Source organism: Cognatundibacterium aquatile (assembly GCF_014699135.1).
GTDB lineage: Bacteria > Pseudomonadota > Gammaproteobacteria > Burkholderiales > Burkholderiaceae_D > Undibacterium > Undibacterium aquatile.
Map to the genome: position 1 here is coordinate 314,890 of NZ_JACOFT010000004.1, position 15,915 is coordinate 330,804.

At 50.5% G+C, this 15,915-nt stretch carries 13 protein-coding genes and 2 tRNA genes; 7 read left to right on the forward strand and 8 right to left on the reverse strand.

Translation table 11 applies throughout. From position 1 onward, the window contains the following. Positions 1–44 precede the first annotated feature (44 nt). The 4 genes from H8K26_RS13035 to H8K26_RS13050 form a co-directional block, all read right to left on the reverse strand. Positions 45–1,886, reverse strand: a complete 1,842-nt coding sequence (locus tag H8K26_RS13035) for an aminopeptidase P family protein (protein ID WP_223827014.1) — start codon at positions 1,884–1,886, stop codon at positions 45–47. Between the two features lie 100 nt (positions 1,887–1,986). Then, positions 1,987–2,466 carry a GNAT family N-acetyltransferase gene (locus H8K26_RS13040; protein ID WP_190480058.1) on the reverse strand — a complete coding sequence of 160 codons (480 nt, stop codon included), beginning with the start codon at positions 2,464–2,466 and terminating at the stop codon, positions 1,987–1,989. Positions 2,467–2,479: 13 nt separating this feature from the next. Continuing rightward, complete coding sequence (metG, locus tag H8K26_RS13045; protein WP_190480060.1) at positions 2,480–4,531, reverse strand: methionine--tRNA ligase; 2,052 nt, start codon at positions 4,529–4,531, stop codon at positions 2,480–2,482. Between the two features lie 213 nt (positions 4,532–4,744). Continuing rightward, entirely contained in the window at positions 4,745–5,785 is a 1,041-nt protein-coding gene (locus tag H8K26_RS13050; protein ID WP_190480062.1) for a M29 family metallopeptidase, read from the reverse strand. A gap of 257 nt (positions 5,786–6,042) precedes the next feature. Between H8K26_RS13050 and H8K26_RS13055 the strand changes: the two genes are divergently transcribed. Further along, positions 6,043–7,284 (forward strand): flippase, encoded by a 1,242-nt coding sequence (locus H8K26_RS13055; RefSeq protein ID WP_190480064.1) that lies wholly within the window; start codon positions 6,043–6,045, stop codon positions 7,282–7,284. Positions 7,285–7,354: 70 nt separating this feature from the next. Beyond that, on the forward strand, positions 7,355–8,329 hold the full coding sequence (locus tag H8K26_RS13060) for a glycosyltransferase family 2 protein (protein ID WP_190480066.1): 975 nt from the start codon (positions 7,355–7,357) through the stop codon (positions 8,327–8,329). Between the two features lie 53 nt (positions 8,330–8,382). On the opposite strand, the gene H8K26_RS13065 is transcribed toward H8K26_RS13060, so the two are convergent. Then, positions 8,383–8,820: a thiol-disulfide oxidoreductase DCC family protein gene (locus H8K26_RS13065; protein WP_190480067.1), complete on the reverse strand. Its 438-nt coding sequence runs from the start codon at positions 8,818–8,820 to the stop codon at positions 8,383–8,385. 247 nt (positions 8,821–9,067) lie between these two features. On the opposite strand from H8K26_RS13065, the gene apbC reads away from it, so the two are divergent. Both apbC and ribD read left to right on the forward strand, forming a co-directional pair. Continuing rightward, positions 9,068–10,156 (forward strand): iron-sulfur cluster carrier protein ApbC, encoded by a 1,089-nt coding sequence (gene apbC / locus H8K26_RS13070; protein ID WP_190480070.1) that lies wholly within the window; start codon positions 9,068–9,070, stop codon positions 10,154–10,156. A gap of 18 nt (positions 10,157–10,174) precedes the next feature. Continuing rightward, positions 10,175–11,287: a bifunctional diaminohydroxyphosphoribosylaminopyrimidine deaminase/5-amino-6-(5-phosphoribosylamino)uracil reductase RibD gene (gene ribD / locus H8K26_RS13075; RefSeq protein WP_190480072.1), complete on the forward strand. Its 1,113-nt coding sequence runs from the start codon at positions 10,175–10,177 to the stop codon at positions 11,285–11,287. A gap of 126 nt (positions 11,288–11,413) precedes the next feature. Here the strand turns inward: ribD and H8K26_RS13080 are convergent. The 3 genes from H8K26_RS13080 to H8K26_RS13090 form a co-directional block, all read right to left on the reverse strand. Then, positions 11,414–11,490: transfer RNA gene (locus tag H8K26_RS13080), tRNA-Pro, on the reverse strand. An 86-nt stretch (positions 11,491–11,576) separates the two neighbouring features. Next, a tRNA-Pro gene (locus tag H8K26_RS13085) sits at positions 11,577–11,653 on the reverse strand. A 72-nt stretch (positions 11,654–11,725) separates the two neighbouring features. Further along, positions 11,726–12,610, reverse strand: coding sequence for an RluA family pseudouridine synthase (locus H8K26_RS13090; protein ID WP_190480074.1), 885 nt, complete (start codon positions 12,608–12,610; stop codon positions 11,726–11,728). 59 nt (positions 12,611–12,669) lie between these two features. On the opposite strand from H8K26_RS13090, the gene H8K26_RS13095 reads away from it, so the two are divergent. Genes H8K26_RS13095 through H8K26_RS13105 form a run of 3 tightly spaced genes read left to right on the forward strand, consistent with a single transcriptional unit; the run spans position 12,670 to position 15,902 of the window. After that, a complete protein-coding gene (locus H8K26_RS13095; RefSeq protein ID WP_190480077.1) occupies positions 12,670–13,197 on the forward strand; it encodes a DUF3305 domain-containing protein in 528 nt (175 codons plus the stop codon). Between the two features lies 1 nt (position 13,198). Beyond that, positions 13,199–13,855: a DUF3306 domain-containing protein gene (locus H8K26_RS13100; RefSeq protein ID WP_190480079.1), complete on the forward strand. Its 657-nt coding sequence runs from the start codon at positions 13,199–13,201 to the stop codon at positions 13,853–13,855. Beyond that, positions 13,830–15,902: a 4Fe-4S binding protein gene (locus tag H8K26_RS13105; protein WP_190480081.1), complete on the forward strand. Its 2,073-nt coding sequence runs from the start codon at positions 13,830–13,832 to the stop codon at positions 15,900–15,902. Before H8K26_RS13100 ends, H8K26_RS13105 begins: the two co-directional genes overlap by 26 nt. Positions 15,903–15,915 lie beyond the last annotated feature (13 nt).

Sequence of the window (15,915 nt, forward strand, 5' to 3'; positions counted from 1 at the left end):
TTGGATGTGGCTTCGTTTAATCATTCCTACAGATTGCGGCTTTGTTATTTGCTGATTGCTTTTGTGCGTTCCTGCAACCAGCTCAGCGCTGCGCCAGTGACTCTTGGTGTCAGTCTCGCCAGTACCGTTGCATGGTAAGTATTCAGCCAGTCAATTTCGTCATCACGCAACAAGTTAACCAGGATACAGCGTGTATCGATAGGGCATAAAGTCAGCGTTTCAAATTTCAGATAGTCACCGAACTCGGTTGTCACTGCGGGCACGGTCAGCAACAGATTTTCGATACGCACGCCCCATTGATCGGGACGATAAATACCAGGTTCATTGGACGTAATCATTCCTGCTTCCATTGCAGTATGGGCTTCCGCTAGTGCTCCTGAGATCGACTGTGGGCCTTCATGGACGTTCAGGAAGTAACCAACGCCGTGGCCCGTTCCGTGACCGTAATTGATACCTTCCCGCCATATCGGTGCGCGCGCCACAGTATCCAGCATAGGTGATGGCGTACCACGCGGAAACTGCATCTGCGACAGATTGATCATACCTTTGAGCACCAGCGTGAAATCACGTTTTTGCGCTTCCGACACCGTTCCTATCGGCATCACCCGGGTGATATCCGTGGTGCCATTCAGATATTGCCCGCCAGAGTCAATCAGTAACAGGCCGTCGCCTTCAATAACGGCGTGGGATTCTGGTGTTGCGCGATAATGTGGCATCGCGCCATTGCCATTAAATCCGGCAATCGTGCCAAAGCTGGGCGAGATGAAATGCGGCTGACGAGCACGTGCTGCGCAGATTTGCTCATCAATCGTGATTTCTGTGATCGTTTGTTTGCCCAGGCTGGCTTCGAGCCAACTGAAAAATTCACACAAAGCGGCACCGTCCTGCTCCATGGCTTCCCGCACGAATTGGGCTTCTTCAGCTGTTTTTCGCGATTTGGCAAACACGGATGGATTGATCGCCTCAACGACGCGCACTGAAGCAGGAATCGCGTCACGGAAGCCGTAAGTAATGCGGCGTGGATCAATTAATATGCTGTCTGTTGCCGGTAAATGTCGCAGAGCGCTTTGCGCCTCTGAATAATCCGCAATTTCTATTTTATCCAGAGCCAGAACCGCAGCGAGATCCTGGTCAATTTTTCCTTTGGAAACAAACAGCGTCGCTTTGTCTGCGCTGATCAGCGCATGTGCGACAAACACCGGGTTGTAACTGACATCGGCACCTCGCAAATTGAATATCCAGGCGATATCATCCACCGTAGAGACAAAATGCCAATCGGCAGCCTTTGATCGCATTTGTTCGCGTACCTGCGTCAACTTATCTTTGCGACTGATGACAGCAAATGGTGCTTTGTGTTCGTATACCTGAGAGAGTGGCAAGCCAGGGCGATCCGGCCAGATATCTTGCAGCAGATCTTTGCTGGTATCGAGCCTGACAGACTTTGCTTGCAGCGCAGATGTCAGTGCGCGGGCGGTTGCCAGGCCGAGTACGAAGCCATCGGCACCGACGGTTTGCCCGCTCGTCAGATGTTGTGCCAGCCAGTCGATATGTAAGGTCGCGGCAGCAGAAGCGATTTTCATCATCTGTATGCCCGTTGGTGCCAGCTCTTTTTCGGCCTGACTCCAGTAACGGCTGTCCACCCACAAACCAGCGAAATCAGCCGTCACCACCAGCGTGCCGACCGAACCTGTAAAGCCTGACAGATACGTACGTCCTTGCCAGTGTTCAGGCAGATATTCGGATAAATGCGGATCAGCGGAAGGGATGATGTAAGCATCCAGACCATGCGCTTTCATGGCGGCACGAAGTTGCTGTAGCCGGGCTGGAATCGGGGAAATCATTGCGGGCGCTGCGTCGGTGTTGCTTGTGCTGATTATGCTGTTCATGAAGTTATTTCCGGATAGGGAGAGTATCAAGACATCAGATTTTGGTAAAAGTTCTTTGTCTGCATAGTGCAATGCGATCAGAAGAGGATCAACGGACAGGTCAGTTCTTCAGAAAGCGACGCATGACATAAGGCGCTGGTTCGTGGGGATTGGCGTGGGCGTAGTCGAGTTCCGGAGCCAGTTCAAATTCGTATGCGGTGTATAAATCTAACAAGCGCGGCTGATCGGTTCTGACCCCTAGCCTGAGTTCCGTGATGCCAGCATTCTGTGCTGCATGGATGACTGCTTCCAGCAGATGTTGCGATAGCGATTGATTGCGAAAGGCCGGCAGTATGCCCATGCGCCGTATTTCCCACACATTCGTATCGGTGTCGAGGGCGGTCCAGCGGACTGAGCCAGCAGGCATATCACCGATCAACAGCACAAAGCCCCCGCCCTGGCATAAGTCGGCAATAACATCGTCCGCATTTTCATGGTGCCCGGCAGAGCTGGCGGCAACTTTATTTGCCCAGCAACTGCGGGTCAGATGCGCAATCAGTTGCGCATCTTCGGGGACTGCTTCGCGTAGGGCTATATTCATGCTGGCAGAAAAATTAACGGACGCGCATTCCTGGTTGAGCACCTGGCCAGGCTTCAAGAATATACAGGCCAGGATTGGCTTTTTCGTCGGCCGCTGAGGCTGCCAGTACCATGCCTTCGGACATGCCGAATTTCATTTTTCTTGGCGCAAGATTGGCCACCATGACAGTGAATTTTCCTATCAGCTGTTCTGGCTGATAAGCTGATTTGATGCCGGAAAATACATTGCGGGTGCGGCCTTCGCCTACATCCAGCGTCAGACGCAGCAATTTATCTGAACCATCGACGTGCTCGCAATTGACTATTTTAGCGATGCGCAGATCCACTTTGGCGAAGTCATCAATTTTGATTTCTTCGGCGAGTGCTTCGATGTCTGATGTTTTTTCTTCTGTTGCAGGTGCTGCGTCTGCAACAGGTGCATCAAATAACTGATCAAAAATCTTGATATCCACACGTTGCATCAGATGTGCGTACGGATGAATTTTATGTTGATGTGGAATCGGGGTATTGACGTTCGCCCATTGTAAAGGCGCGATATCCAATTGCGCCTCTACCTGCGCTGCCAGTTGCGGCAGTACTGGTTTCAGGAAGATCGTCAGAATGCGGAAGGCTTCCAGCAAGCGGCTGCAGACTTCCTGTAATTTTGCATCGTTCTCTGGTTTTTTTGCCAGTTCCCAAGGCTTGTTTGCATCGACATACGCGTTAACCAGATCGGCTTGTTCCATCGCAGCACGCAGCGCCTTTCCATATTCGCGCGACTCAAACAGCGCCTTGATTTCTGGTGCAGCATGGCGCAGATGTTGAATAAACGCATCATCTGCTGTCGCCCAGTCGCTGGTGACAACGCCGTCAAAGCGCTTGGTGATAAAGCCCGCTGCGCGGCTGGCGATATTGATGTATTTACCGATCAGATCGGAATTCACGCGCGCCACAAAATCATCCGGATTCAAATCCAGATCTTCTACTTTGGCATTCAGTTTGGCCGCGAAATAGTAACGCAGCCATTCAGGGTTCATGCCGATTTCGAGGTAACGCAAAGGTGAAATACCTGTGCCGCGTGATTTCGACATTTTTTCGCCTGAAACAGTGACGAAGCCGTGGGCATACACATTATCCGGCGTTTTGTAGCCAGAAAATTTCAGCATCGCAGGCCAGAACAGGGTGTGGAAATAAGTAATGTCTTTACCGATGAAATGGATTTGTTCTGTGGTTGGATCGGCCATGAACGCATCGAAATCGCGACCGGTTTTATTGAAGTAATTTTTTAACGATGCCAGATAACCGACTGGCGCATCCAGCCACACATAGAAATATTTGCCCGGCTGATCAGGAATTTCAATGCCAAAATAAGGGGCATCACGGCTGATATCCCAATCACCTAAACCGCCGTCGCCTTCCAGCCATTCTTTACATTTATTGGCAACTTCCGATTGCAGGCGATTGTCTTGCAGTGCCCAGCCACGCAGGAAGTCCACACATTTCTGGTTCGATAACTGGAAGAAAAAATGCTCGGATGATTTCATCACTGGCGTAGCACCCGTGAGTGTTGAATACGGGTTTTTCAATTCAGTTGGAGCATAGACGGCACTGCAGACTTCGCAGGAATCGCCATACTGATCTTTTGCGCCACACTTAGGACATTCGCCTTTGATGTAGCGATCCGGCAGAAACATGTTTTTGACCGGATCATAGAATTGCTCGATGGTCTTGCTGGTGATGAAGCCCGCTGCTTTGAGTTTGCGGTAGATATCCTGCGACAAGGCATGATTTTCCGGGCCATCGGTCGAATGCCAGTTGTCAAACTGAATATGAAAGCCATCGAGATATTGCTTGCGACCAGCCGCTATTTTCCCCACGAACTCTTGTGGAGAAATGCCGGCTTTTTCTGCCGCAATCATAATCGGCGCGCCGTGCGCATCGTCAGCACCGACAAAATGCACTTCGTTACCCGACATTCGCTGATGCCTTACCCAGATATCAGCCTGGATGTATTCCATGATGTGACCGAGGTGGAACGGAGCATTTGCGTAAGGAAGGGCGGTGGTAACGAAGAGCTTGCGGGTCATGGTTGATGCACTTTTTTATTTACGGACAAGGGCATTATTCTACCAGCGAAACTCTGGCTGAAAGTGTGTTTGCTGGAATGAGTGCTGAGCGAACAGGTATTTTCGCGGTCTTTTACCTTACCCTGCACAGTAACGTCGCCCTGAGTCAGATAACTGCCTCTGGGTCGGCCGGATTTTTGTTGTTAATAGAGAGTTAATCGAGTATCGTCTGTGTCAGACGACCCATGCGTCATCACGATAGACTTCCTCATCATCGAGTCTGACTGATTCAGTGATGGCAAATACATCGACATGGTGTCGGCCTTCGCCCCGTTTGATATGCGGTTTCGCATAACTGCCATGTTTTGATCCTAATGACAGATGAATGCCGCACATGCGTTCATAGGTGCCGATGTCACGTACGGTACGGTCTTTGGAAAACGCGGGGTTCATTCCCAGCCCCAGCTCTCTGACCCAGATCACGCCATCATCCGCACGGATATTGGCCAGCACGCGGTCAAATTCCGGCGTGGAATCAAGCGCATCGACGACCTGGCCTTTACTGACAATCAGTGTGATCGGTTTTTCCGGTCGATTGACAGTAAATGTGGTGTCGCCAAACACAAAAATCCGTACGCGTCCGTTCACTGCTTCGAGATCAACGGATTCGGTGAACACTTCACCTATAGGAAATTGGCCACCGACGTTTTTCATTTCACGATAGTCGCCGATATTCATCTTGGCGGATTCAAACTTGCCGCCAAAAATAAGCTGTTCGCCACCACTGTCGATAACGCCGTTGCTGGCTTTGTCAATTTTTGCTTTGAGCGCTCGACCCACAACCCGGTAATACCTAGCATCGTATGCCAGAGAGTCAATGTAATAATCCACTTCCTTGCCATCCATACGGCCAAGATGCGGATGCTCTATTACTTTCAGCCCTTTTTTAAACAGCTCCACACGCAAACGATAAGCTTCAAGCCGGAAATTCGTCGATTGAATCAGTATGACCAGATCTGACGCTTGCAATTGCTCCAGCGTTTGTAAAATGAATGCCGGTACAACCGCATCAAAGTCTATGTAGGTGGCCGTTGGCAGGCAGGCGCGGTAAGCCGCCGTCAATATCGTTGCCAGAGGTGAATTCTGATCATAAACGATGACGGCAGTTTTTTCCGGGCTGTGCTCAAACGCTGTGAGCAGTATGTTTTTTAAATGACCGGCAGCCGTATCAACGATGGTAGGCAGGGAGGGCGACAGGTTGGAAGGCGTAGACATAGATTGGTAGCGACCACCAGGTACGTATTCATGCGCCTGGTGGACTAAATGCGAAGGAAGACTGTATTTTAACAAGCTGCCTGAGTCCGGGCCGTTTTTTCCTTTGCTTTGGGACAAATCGATGTAAAGTTTTTCAGTGGAAGAAAAAAATGGCAGTTTTTTTTCCAGGAGCAATATTGCAGGCTCTGTGACAAGGTATGATCACGTCTCTCATGTGCCGAGAGATCGGTGATAGCCCGGTGACGCTAATCTTAATAATGACATCGATAACAAAAAATATTCTTTACCTCGTTTTTGTACAGGGCCTGATTTATCTGGCGCCACTGGTGACTCTCCCTTATCTGACGCGGGTGTTAAGTGTGCCGGACTTTGCCGCTCTGGGTTTTGCCCAGGCAGTGATACAGTATTTTATTTTGATTACGGATTATGGTTTCGGGATTACGGCAACCAGACTGATTGCGATTAATAGTAGAGATAAGCTTGCTGTTTCCGGCGTCGTTGCGAATACGCTGGCCGTGAAATTGATTTTGTCTGCCGCAGGCGGCTTGGCTTGTCTGCTGCTGATTGCCGTTTTTGCAGACGTGCAGCAGCACGCAGTGTTGTTCCTCGCATGCTTTATCGGCGTTTTAGGCAATGCACTTTTTCCGACCTGGTTATTTCAGGGCTTAGAGAGAATGCGGGCGCTCGCCCTGATTACAGCCACATCGCGCCTGCTGCCTTTGCCGCTGGTTTTTGTTCTGGTTAAAACGACAGATGATCTGGTGATGGCAGCGGTGCTGCAAAACATCCCGGGCGTTGTCGCCGCCGTGATGTCCTTTTACTACGCGAGGCAAACTAAGATACTGGTGCGTGCCAATATCAGTTTGCGCAGCATATGGGGGATGTTAAAAGAGGGGTGGCCAGTCTTTTTGTCGAATATTTCCACCAGCTTTTATACGACGATCAATATCATTTTATTGAAGCTATTTGCCGGTGCCGATCAGGTCGCCTATTTTGCAGCGACCGATAAAATCCGCGTCGCTGCTCAAGGTTTCATTCAGCCTATCGCTGCCGCCTTGTTTCCCCGTATCGCCGCACTACATAAAGAGTCCGATAAAAGCGACGAGTCGCGCTCCCTGATCCGGCGTGGTTCCTACATACTGTTAGGTGTGCAGTTGGCGGGAGGGCTTGTCCTGTTTTGTTTTGCCGACGTCATTGCATTGCGCTACCTTGGCGTAAGTTTTGCACCAGCAGCAATGTATCTGAAGGCGCTTGCTTTTCTGCCGCTGGTGATTGGCTTTGCGACGATTATTTCTCAGTGGCGTTTTCTTGCTGTTGGTGAAAGCAGGATACTGAGTAAAATCTATCTGGTTGCCGGGCCGCTGCACGCGCTGTATGCCTGCTATCTGACGTATCGTTATCAATCGACAGGTTTGATCATTAGTCTGTATTTAACGGAAATGCTGATTACCGTTGCAATGATTATCGCAGCAAGAAAAAAAGGTATTGTTTTATGGTGATTTTTTTACGCATTCTTTCACCGTAGTCTGTACCGTTACTTGTTGATCTTACTTTTTCCCGCGCCACCCCATGCCGACGATAGATATTGCTTTAGCTTCATATAACGGAGAAAAATACATCTCCGCTCAGATCGATTCGATTTTTGCCAATGACGTGTCTGCTGTTGGTGCCTCGCTCGGTAAGCTGATTGTTTCCGACAACGTTTCGACAGACGCGACCGCAGAGATCGTGAGAAATATATGCAACACACATACTCAGGTGCAATTGCACATCAATCACCAGCGCGGTGTCATTCACAATTTTAATCATGCGCTGGCGCACACGGATGCTGCCTACGTCATGCTGGCTGATCAGGATGATGTCTGGCACAACAATAAAATCGCCCTGAGTTTTCAGAAAATGCAGGAGCTCGAACGCCAATTCGGGGCGGAAGTACCACTGCTGGTGTTCACCGATCTGGCGGTTACGGATCATCAGCTCAATGTGATTTCTCCTTCTTTTTTTGCGTATCAGAAAATTGATCCGGTCGGCTACGTCCGCCCAGAGTCCATGTTTCTGTATAACGTGGCGCCCGGTTGCACCATGATGTTGAATCGTCGTTTGCTGGAAATGGCCGCGCCGGTGCCTGATGGCGCTGTGATGCATGACTGGTGGCTGATGCTGGTGGCCGGTGTTTTCGGGCATATCGGCCATGTCGGTCAGGCAACCATGTTTTATCGCCAGCATGATAATAATCAGGTCGGTGCCAGTGTCAGCAGTTTTTGGGAGAAACTATTTTCTCCACGCAGAAAATTACAGCTGGCCCGTAAAAATTTACAGGATGCGATACGCCAGGCAAAACTGTTCACTGCACAATTTCCAGTTATTCCTGCAAAGTTTTCATCGACGCTCACCTATCTGGCCGAATTTGATCATCTGTCACGCTGGCAGCGTGTCAGAGGGCTGATGCGGCAAAAAATTATTGGCCCGACGTTCTGGGGGCGCGTATTGCTGTATGCGGTGGCGGTTTTTTCGCCGGTTCTCCGTCGTACGCCTGGCTGTTGATGTCCGTGTGGATCAATGTTCCTCGCCTTAAATTGGTGTTGCCATCGCTAGCATTATTTCACAGAGCATTGATCATCTTTGCATCTGCGGCTGCGTTTTTCCGCGCGTTTCGCTGCCACCTCGAATAAGTATCCGGTCACGCGGCTTGACAGACGGTAGCGGTTGTCAGCGACGCGAATGTAAAGCCAGTCAAACAAGGGCTTTAGCAGCGGCCATCCGGTTGGCGCTGTGATCCAGCCTAGTCCGATGGCTTCATAAGCCAGCCGGAAAACGGCGACACCGGTCACGATACTGTTATCGGGTTTGATCGCATGGATTATGCGCATCAGTTCTGCCTGCGGTATGCCGTAGGAGCTGGTGTCGAAGTCTTTGCCAGAGATATCAACAAATTTCAGCAAATTTTTATCGTTGCGCGCCTTCAGGTTATCGATTTCGAGTTTGCACAAAGGGCAGGATTCATCGTACAGCAAGGTCAGCGGGTAATTGCTCATAGGTTCTCTTTGAAAACAATGCAATGCGTGGAATGCTTTCAGCATACCTGTGATCGGCGATATCTGCAGGCATCGGTCGTTCGTCCTTGAGATGAGTTCCAGCCTTGTCTTTCCTTTTTGATTTTTTTCAGACTTTCATCATCAGAATTGCATTTGACGCAGGGGCTAAAACTCAGTCTTTGCGCAGGGCTATCCGCAGTCTTTTCACGTTTTGCGCTAGACTTGCGGACATTGAATGGAGAATGACATGACACTGATCGTTGACGATATTAAAAATGCTTTATCAAAAGTGATTGATCCTAATACCCAGCTTGACCTGATTAAGAGCAAGTCCGCGAAAAACATCAAGCTCGATGGCGATGATGTGAGCCTCGATGTGGAGTTGGGTTATCCGGCAAAAAGTCAGTTTGACCTGATACGCAAGAGTGTGATTGCCGCTGTGCGTGCATTACCGGGTGTCGGTAATGTCAGCGTTAATGTGACATCGAAAATTGTCGCGCATGCAGTTCAGCGCGGCATCAAACTGATGCCGAATGTGAAGAACATTATTGCGGTAGCGTCAGGTAAGGGCGGTGTCGGCAAATCGACGACAGCGGTAAACCTCGCGCTGGCGCTGGCCGCTGAAGGTGCTGCGGTCGGTATTCTGGATGCGGATATTTATGGCCCGTCGCAACCAATGATGATGGGGATTAATGGTCGCCCAGAGACTGTGGATGGTAAAACGATGGAGCCGCTGGAGAATCACGGACTGCAGGTGTCCTCCATCGGTTTTATGATTGATCCGGACGAGCCTATGGTCTGGCGCGGCCCTATCGTCACGCAGGCCTTGCAGCAATTGCTGGAACAGACCAACTGGCGCGATCTGGATTATCTGATTGTCGATATGCCGCCTGGTACTGGTGATGTGCAATTGACCTTGTCGCAGAAAGTGCCGGTGACTGGTGCCGTGATAGTGACAACACCGCAGGACATTGCGTTGCTGGATGCGCGCAAAGGTTTGAAAATGTTCGAAAAAGTCGGCATTCCTATTCTGGGTATCATCGAAAATATGAGTACGCATATCTGCTCCAATTGCGGACATGCAGAAGCGATTTTCGGTGAGGGTGGTGGCCAGAAAATGTGTGCGGATTACGGTGTCGATTTTCTGGGTGGTTTGCCATTGACGATGGCGATACGTGAACAGGCCGATTCTGGAAAGCCAACCGTGGTTGCTGATCCAGATGGAAAAACTGCACAAATCTACAAAGAAATTGCCCGCAAACTGGCTGTAAAAGTCGCTGAAAAGGCGAAAGACATGACCAGTAAATTTCCGAGCATCAGTATTCAGCACACCTGATCACATTGGTGGATATGGATGTCTTGCGTAGATAAAAAAACAGATCGTCATTGGCTGGAGGTGGCGCTGGAGCTCGCCTCCCGCGCTACCATCGAGACTTCGCCGAACCCTAAAGTCGGCTGCGTTATTGTGCGCGACGGTGTTGTCATTGGGTGCGGCTGGACCCAACCGGTGGGGCTGGCGCATGCAGAAGTTCAGGCGCTGCGCGATGCGGCTGCCAATGGTATGGATGTCCGGGGTGCAACTGCGTACGTGACGTTGGAGCCTTGCAGTCACTATGGGCGCACGCCGCCATGTGCAAACGCACTGGTCGATGCCGGGCTGGCGCGGGTTGTGGCGGCTGTTGGTGATGCCAATCCGCAAGTTGCGGGACGTGGATTGGCGATATTGCAGGCGGCGGGTATCGAAGTAGAGTGTGCGACTCACGCTGATCTGGCGGATCGCGCCCGCGAGATGAATATCGGTTTTTTTACGCGCATGGAAACTGGCAAGCCGTGGGTGCGCATGAAAGCCGCGGCGAGTCTTGATGGAAAAACCGCATTACCAAATGGCCGGAGTCAGTGGATAACCGGCGCAGAGGCCAGACACGATGGCCACGCCTGGCGCGCCCGCGCAGATTCGATACTGACAGGTATCGGCACGGTATTGGCAGATGATCCTTTGCTGAATGTGCGCGGCATTGATACGCCGCGTCAGCCTTTACGCATCGTGCTGGATTCGCATTTAAGAATCCCCGTATCTGCAAAAATACTGCAAGGCGGTGGTGCTTTGGTGATCTGTGCGGTTGACGACCTGCCAAAGCGTCTGGCGCTAGAGGCATTGGGAATGGAAGTGCTATGTTTGCCTGATGCAAGTGAGCGGGTTAGCCTGCCATCATTGCTGCTTGAGTTGGGGCGACGACAAATCAATGAATTGCATGTGGAAGCTGGTGCGACACTCAATGGCGCATTGATTGCTGCCGGTTGTGTAGATGAATTACTGATCTATCTGGCACCTAAATTATTGGGAGAGGGGGCCGGTATGTTCGCGCTGCCAGTGTTGACGCATGTTGACCAGGCGCCGCAACTGCTGTTTCACGATGTGGCGAAAGTAGGTGGCGATGTACGACTACTGGTCAGATTCCCCAAATAACCGCAGACTTATTTTGTTTCTGCTTTATCCTGCAAGTGAATTGCTGAGCGGGGATATGTGGCAATTGATATATAAGCTGACGCAAAAAGAAAAAAGGATCGTTGAAAATCAACGATCCTTTTAAACTGGTCGGAGTACAAGGATTCGAACCTTGGACCCCCTGGTCCCAAACCAGGTGCGCTACCGGACTGCGCCACACTCCGAAAAACTAAACTGCATTTATCTTTTCACTGATACTTAAATAGTATCGTTTCAAGATGAAAAATCAATTATATGATTTTTAAAATTCTGGTCGGAGTACAAGGATTCGAACCTTGGACCCCCTGGTCCCAAACCAGGTGCGCTACCGGACTGCGCCACACTCCGAAGACCGACATATTAGCCTTATGACGCTTTGATGTCAATAGATTTGTCCCTGAGCGACTATTCGTTGCATGCTTAAAGTTCGCGATGACTTGAGAATGTCCGACGTTCGCCGGTCAGTGGATCATCAAAAGCGATGCTCTTTGCCAGTAATTGCAAAGGTGCGCTGAAGTCGTCGCCTTTGCAAGCTTGTGCGATGGGATAAAAGCTGTCGTTTACTATCGGTGCTCCCAGACTCGCCATATGTACCCGCAGTTGGTGCTTTTTCCCTGTAACGGGTGTTAACCGATACAGATTCATATCGCCGCGTTGTTCTGCAATCTCAATCAGGGTTTCGGAGTTGATTGCGCCATCGCTTTCACGCATCGTAAAAAAACGCTCACCTTCGGTCATGCAACTGCGGTGGATAAGAGGAAATGTTTGCGCGGGTAAGGCCGGCGCCAAAGCATGATAGGTCTTTGTTATGTTGCGCTTCTGGAATAGCGCCTGATATTTGCCACGGGTTTCGGGATTGTGTGAGAACAGGATCACGCCCGCTGTTTCCCGGTCTAAGCGGTGTATCGGGGTTAGCTGTTGCAAGCCGGTTTTCTTTTTTAGACGGACTAACAGCGTTTCCTGCAAAAAGCGTCCACCAGGCGTGACCGGTAAAAAATGCGGTTTGTCGACGACCAGTAAGTGATCATCCTGATGCAGGATGTGCGCTTCAAATGGAATAATGGTTTCACTATCGATTTCGCGATAGTAAAAAATACACATTCCACGCTTGGCTAAACTGTTCTTTTGTAATGGGTTACCATGCGCATCGACTACTTCATTTCTTTCCATGCGAGAAAGCCAGGTCGCTTCTCCTACATCTGGGAAATGCGAGGTCAGGAAGCTGATCATGTTGCTCCACTGGCCTTCAGGTAACCATAAATAACTTGGCGCGATGCCATCGCGCACGGGGAGGGGGGCTTGCATGGGGGATGGTGGATTCTTATTCTCGAAACTTAACTCTGTTTCTCTATAATACCAGCACGATGGAAAAAAATACCGAGCTACCCTTTACGCTGAGTGTGATCATGCAGCGTATGCCGATGAATAACCGGTGGCAGCCATTTCAATGGAAGCCACTGGAAATTCTGGCTGATACCCCGGATGCCAAAATACATCAGTTGATGAATGGTGATGGTGAGCAGCGCTGGCTGTTTCCCGGCTTTTCAGCGACCTTACATGTTGATGAAACACCTGGTTATTTTCTGAATCTCAGCTCTGAAACACCATGCTGGTTCGTGATGTGGCGCATGGAAGAAGTTGATGGCGTCGAGTTGGCCGTACCTAAATCTGTTTCACTTTCCTATGATGAGGCGGCGCGGCAAATAGACGGCGGTGAACAAGTCGATATTCTGCCTTTATCAACAGACGTTGCCGCCTGGCTTGCCGAATACACGCAGCAGTATTTCCGCTACGAAGGTAAAAAACCTCGTAAACGTCCATCCTTCGAGGGTGGCGAAGGCGTTCAGAAAATGGCGCTTGCTGAAGCATCCGTTAACAGGAAGATAAACTGATATGGCCGCCAGCGATTTTTTCAGCCGCTGGAGTAAGCGTGGCGCTGAGAAGGAGGTGACTCAGGAAGCCGTATCTGATGCGCGCCCGGAGCAATTGGCTGTCGTGACCACTGCTGACGCAAGCGACCCAGGAAAAACACCGGAACAAGTCGCAGAAAGAGAGCAGGATAAGGTGCCTGATATGGCTGATGTGGCAGCGTTGCGCGATGAATCTGATTTTTCACGCTTTATGGCGAAAGATGTCGATGAGTCGGTGCGACGCTCTGCGATGAAAAAACTGTTTTCCAATCCTCACTTCAATGTCATGGATGGCCTGGATATTTATATTGATGATTACGGTAAAGCCGACCCATTACCGCCTGGAATGCTGGAGTCTTTGTTGCATGCCAAGACCTTGCTGAATCCATTGGCACATCTGGAACAAGGTTTGCAGCGTTTGCTCGATCCTGATCCTGTTGCGGATGAAGCGACGAGCATTGACAGTGAAGCGGAACCAAGTGCGTTGGTTGCGGGTATTGTGGCTGAGCCTGCGCCAGTCGAATTGCCGTTGTCAGATCTGGTATCACCAGTCCCGCAGAGTACCGAATTGGCCAGCAAAATAATGCAGCAAAATAATGATGAGAGCGATCAGAATGAATCCGCAAATAAAAATTTGTAGTTGTAATAAAACCCTGCCTTTAAATGCTGCTGCAGCCGCGCAATTAGCGCAGGCAATTGGTGCGGAACATGTGCAGGTCAGCGATATGTTATGTCGCCGCGAAGTCGGGAATTTTTTAAGTGCGGTGCAAGGCGTTGATGACGTGATCGTCGGTTGTACTCAGGAGCGTGCTTTGTTTTCTGAGTTGGCGCAAACCAGTGTTGCGCCAATAAAATTTGTGAATTTACGCGAGAGTGCCGGATGGTCAGAGGAAAGCAAGTACAGCCTGCCAAAAATGGCCGCCTTGCTGGCGGCGGCTAGTTTGCCTGCGCCCGAACCTGTACCGACGGTGAATTATCAGTCGCAGGGAAGTCTGTTGATTATCGGTTCCGCAGATGTTGCCCTGCCGTGGGCGCATCGCTTGTCTGCGCAAATGGCGGTGAGCGTTTTGCTGACAGAGGGCGCGGCACATGGTGAGCGACTGGCAGACCGGACGTTCCCCGTCTGGTCTGGTAGTGCGATCAAGTTGCGCGGCTTCCTCGGGCAGTTTGAAGTGAGCTGGCAGCAAAGCAATCCGATTGATCTGGAAACCTGCACCCGTTGTAACGCCTGTATTGATGTTTGTCCGGAAAATGCGATCGACTTCAGTTACCAGATCGATCTGGATAAATGCAGTAATCATCGTGATTGCGTCAAGGCTTGCGGTGTGATCGGTGCGATTGATTTTGAGCGTATGGCGGTTGTCCGTGATACCGCGTGTGATCTGATATTAGATTTGTCACGACAAGCTTTGTTCTCTATGTCGGATAAGCCTCAAGGGTATTTTGCTCCGGGCAATGATGTAGCGGCACAGTTTGATGCGGTGTTGAAATTGTCACAGTTGATCGGTGAGTTTGAGAAGCCTAAGTTTTTTGTCTACAAAGAAAAACTCTGCGCCCATAGTCGCAGCGGTAAGTTGGGATGCAATGCCTGTCTGGATGTTTGCTCAACGGACGCAATATCGGCTGCGGGTGACAAGGTATCGGTCAATCCAAATTTATGTGCCGGATGCGGTGCCTGCACCACGGTCTGTCCTACCGGTGCGATGAGCTACGCCTATATGCGTGCGCCCGACACTGGCCTGCATATCAAAACAATGTTGTCGGCGTATGCTAAAGCAGGTGGTAAGGCGCCGGCAATTCTTTTCCATAGTAAAGAAGCCGGTGCTGATTTAATTCAGCAGACAGGTCAGTCTGCGCAGGCGGGTGGGCGTGGTTTGCCTGCCCGGGTGATTCCGATGGCGCTGCATCATACGGCATCGACAGGCATAGAAATCTGGTTGTCAGCGATTTGTTACGGCGCTGCTTCTGTCGCGATTTTATTGACGGATGAAGAGGCGCCAGAATATCGCCTTGCTCTGCAAAAACAGATACAGATTTCGCAGGCGATTTTGTCCGGACTCGGTTATCAGGGGCAGCATATTCATTTGTTGGAAACAGGTTCATCCGCTGAATTGTCGTCGTTTTTGTATGCATTAAAGCCTGCGCAAGTGCCACCGCCAGCATTGTTTAATGTCGCGCAAGATAAGCGCGTCAGCATGGACTTTGCGCTCGATCATCTGCTCAGGCATGCACCGGCCGCGGTCGATGAAGTTGCTTTGCCTGCCGGATCTTTGTATGGATCAGTGGCGATCAATAAGGACGCCTGTACTTTGTGTATGTCGTGCGTAGGTGCGTGTCCAAGTTCAGCTTTGATGGACAATGCCAATTCTCCTCAGATACGTTTTATTGAGCGCAATTGTGTGCAATGTGGTTTGTGTGAGGATACTTGCCCGGAAAACGCAATAACACTGACGCCGAGGCTGCTGCTGACCGAGGCCGCCAAGCAGGTACGTGTGTTAAATGAAGCGCAGCCATTTCACTGCATACGCTGCAGCAAGCCGTTTGCGACAGCGCAGATGATAGAAACCATGCTGCAAAAACTTGGGGCGCATAGCGCATTTGCAGGACATCTCGATCGCATTCGTATGTGCCCTGATTGTCGCGTTGTCGATATGATGAGTGCTGCTGATTTGCAGCGTCCGCACTAAGACGATTACCGGA

Excerpts from the sequence above, each read along its gene's own strand:
- H8K26_RS13035 (WP_223827014.1), bottom strand. The coding sequence starts at position 1,886 with ATGAACAGCATAATCAGCACAAGCAACACCGACGCAGCGCCCGCAATG.
- H8K26_RS13100 (WP_190480079.1), top strand. The coding sequence starts at position 13,199 with ATGGCCGCCAGCGATTTTTTCAGCCGCTGGAGTAAGCGTGGCGCTGAG.
- H8K26_RS13090 (WP_190480074.1), bottom strand. The coding sequence starts at position 12,610 with ATGCAAGCCCCCCTCCCCGTGCGCGATGGCATCGCGCCAAGTTATTTA.
- apbC (WP_190480070.1), top strand. The coding sequence starts at position 9,068 with ATGACACTGATCGTTGACGATATTAAAAATGCTTTATCAAAAGTGATT.
- metG (WP_190480060.1), bottom strand. The coding sequence starts at position 4,531 with ATGACCCGCAAGCTCTTCGTTACCACCGCCCTTCCTTACGCAAATGCT.
- H8K26_RS13050 (WP_190480062.1), bottom strand. The coding sequence starts at position 5,785 with ATGTCTACGCCTTCCAACCTGTCGCCCTCCCTGCCTACCATCGTTGAT.
- H8K26_RS13105 (WP_190480081.1), top strand. The coding sequence starts at position 13,830 with ATGAATCCGCAAATAAAAATTTGTAGTTGTAATAAAACCCTGCCTTTA.
- ribD (WP_190480072.1), top strand. The coding sequence starts at position 10,175 with ATGTCTTGCGTAGATAAAAAAACAGATCGTCATTGGCTGGAGGTGGCG.
- H8K26_RS13055 (WP_190480064.1), top strand. The coding sequence starts at position 6,043 with ATGACATCGATAACAAAAAATATTCTTTACCTCGTTTTTGTACAGGGC.
- H8K26_RS13065 (WP_190480067.1), bottom strand. The coding sequence starts at position 8,820 with ATGAGCAATTACCCGCTGACCTTGCTGTACGATGAATCCTGCCCTTTG.
- H8K26_RS13040 (WP_190480058.1), bottom strand. The coding sequence starts at position 2,466 with ATGAATATAGCCCTACGCGAAGCAGTCCCCGAAGATGCGCAACTGATT.
- H8K26_RS13095 (WP_190480077.1), top strand. The coding sequence starts at position 12,670 with ATGGAAAAAAATACCGAGCTACCCTTTACGCTGAGTGTGATCATGCAG.
- H8K26_RS13060 (WP_190480066.1), top strand. The coding sequence starts at position 7,355 with ATGCCGACGATAGATATTGCTTTAGCTTCATATAACGGAGAAAAATAC.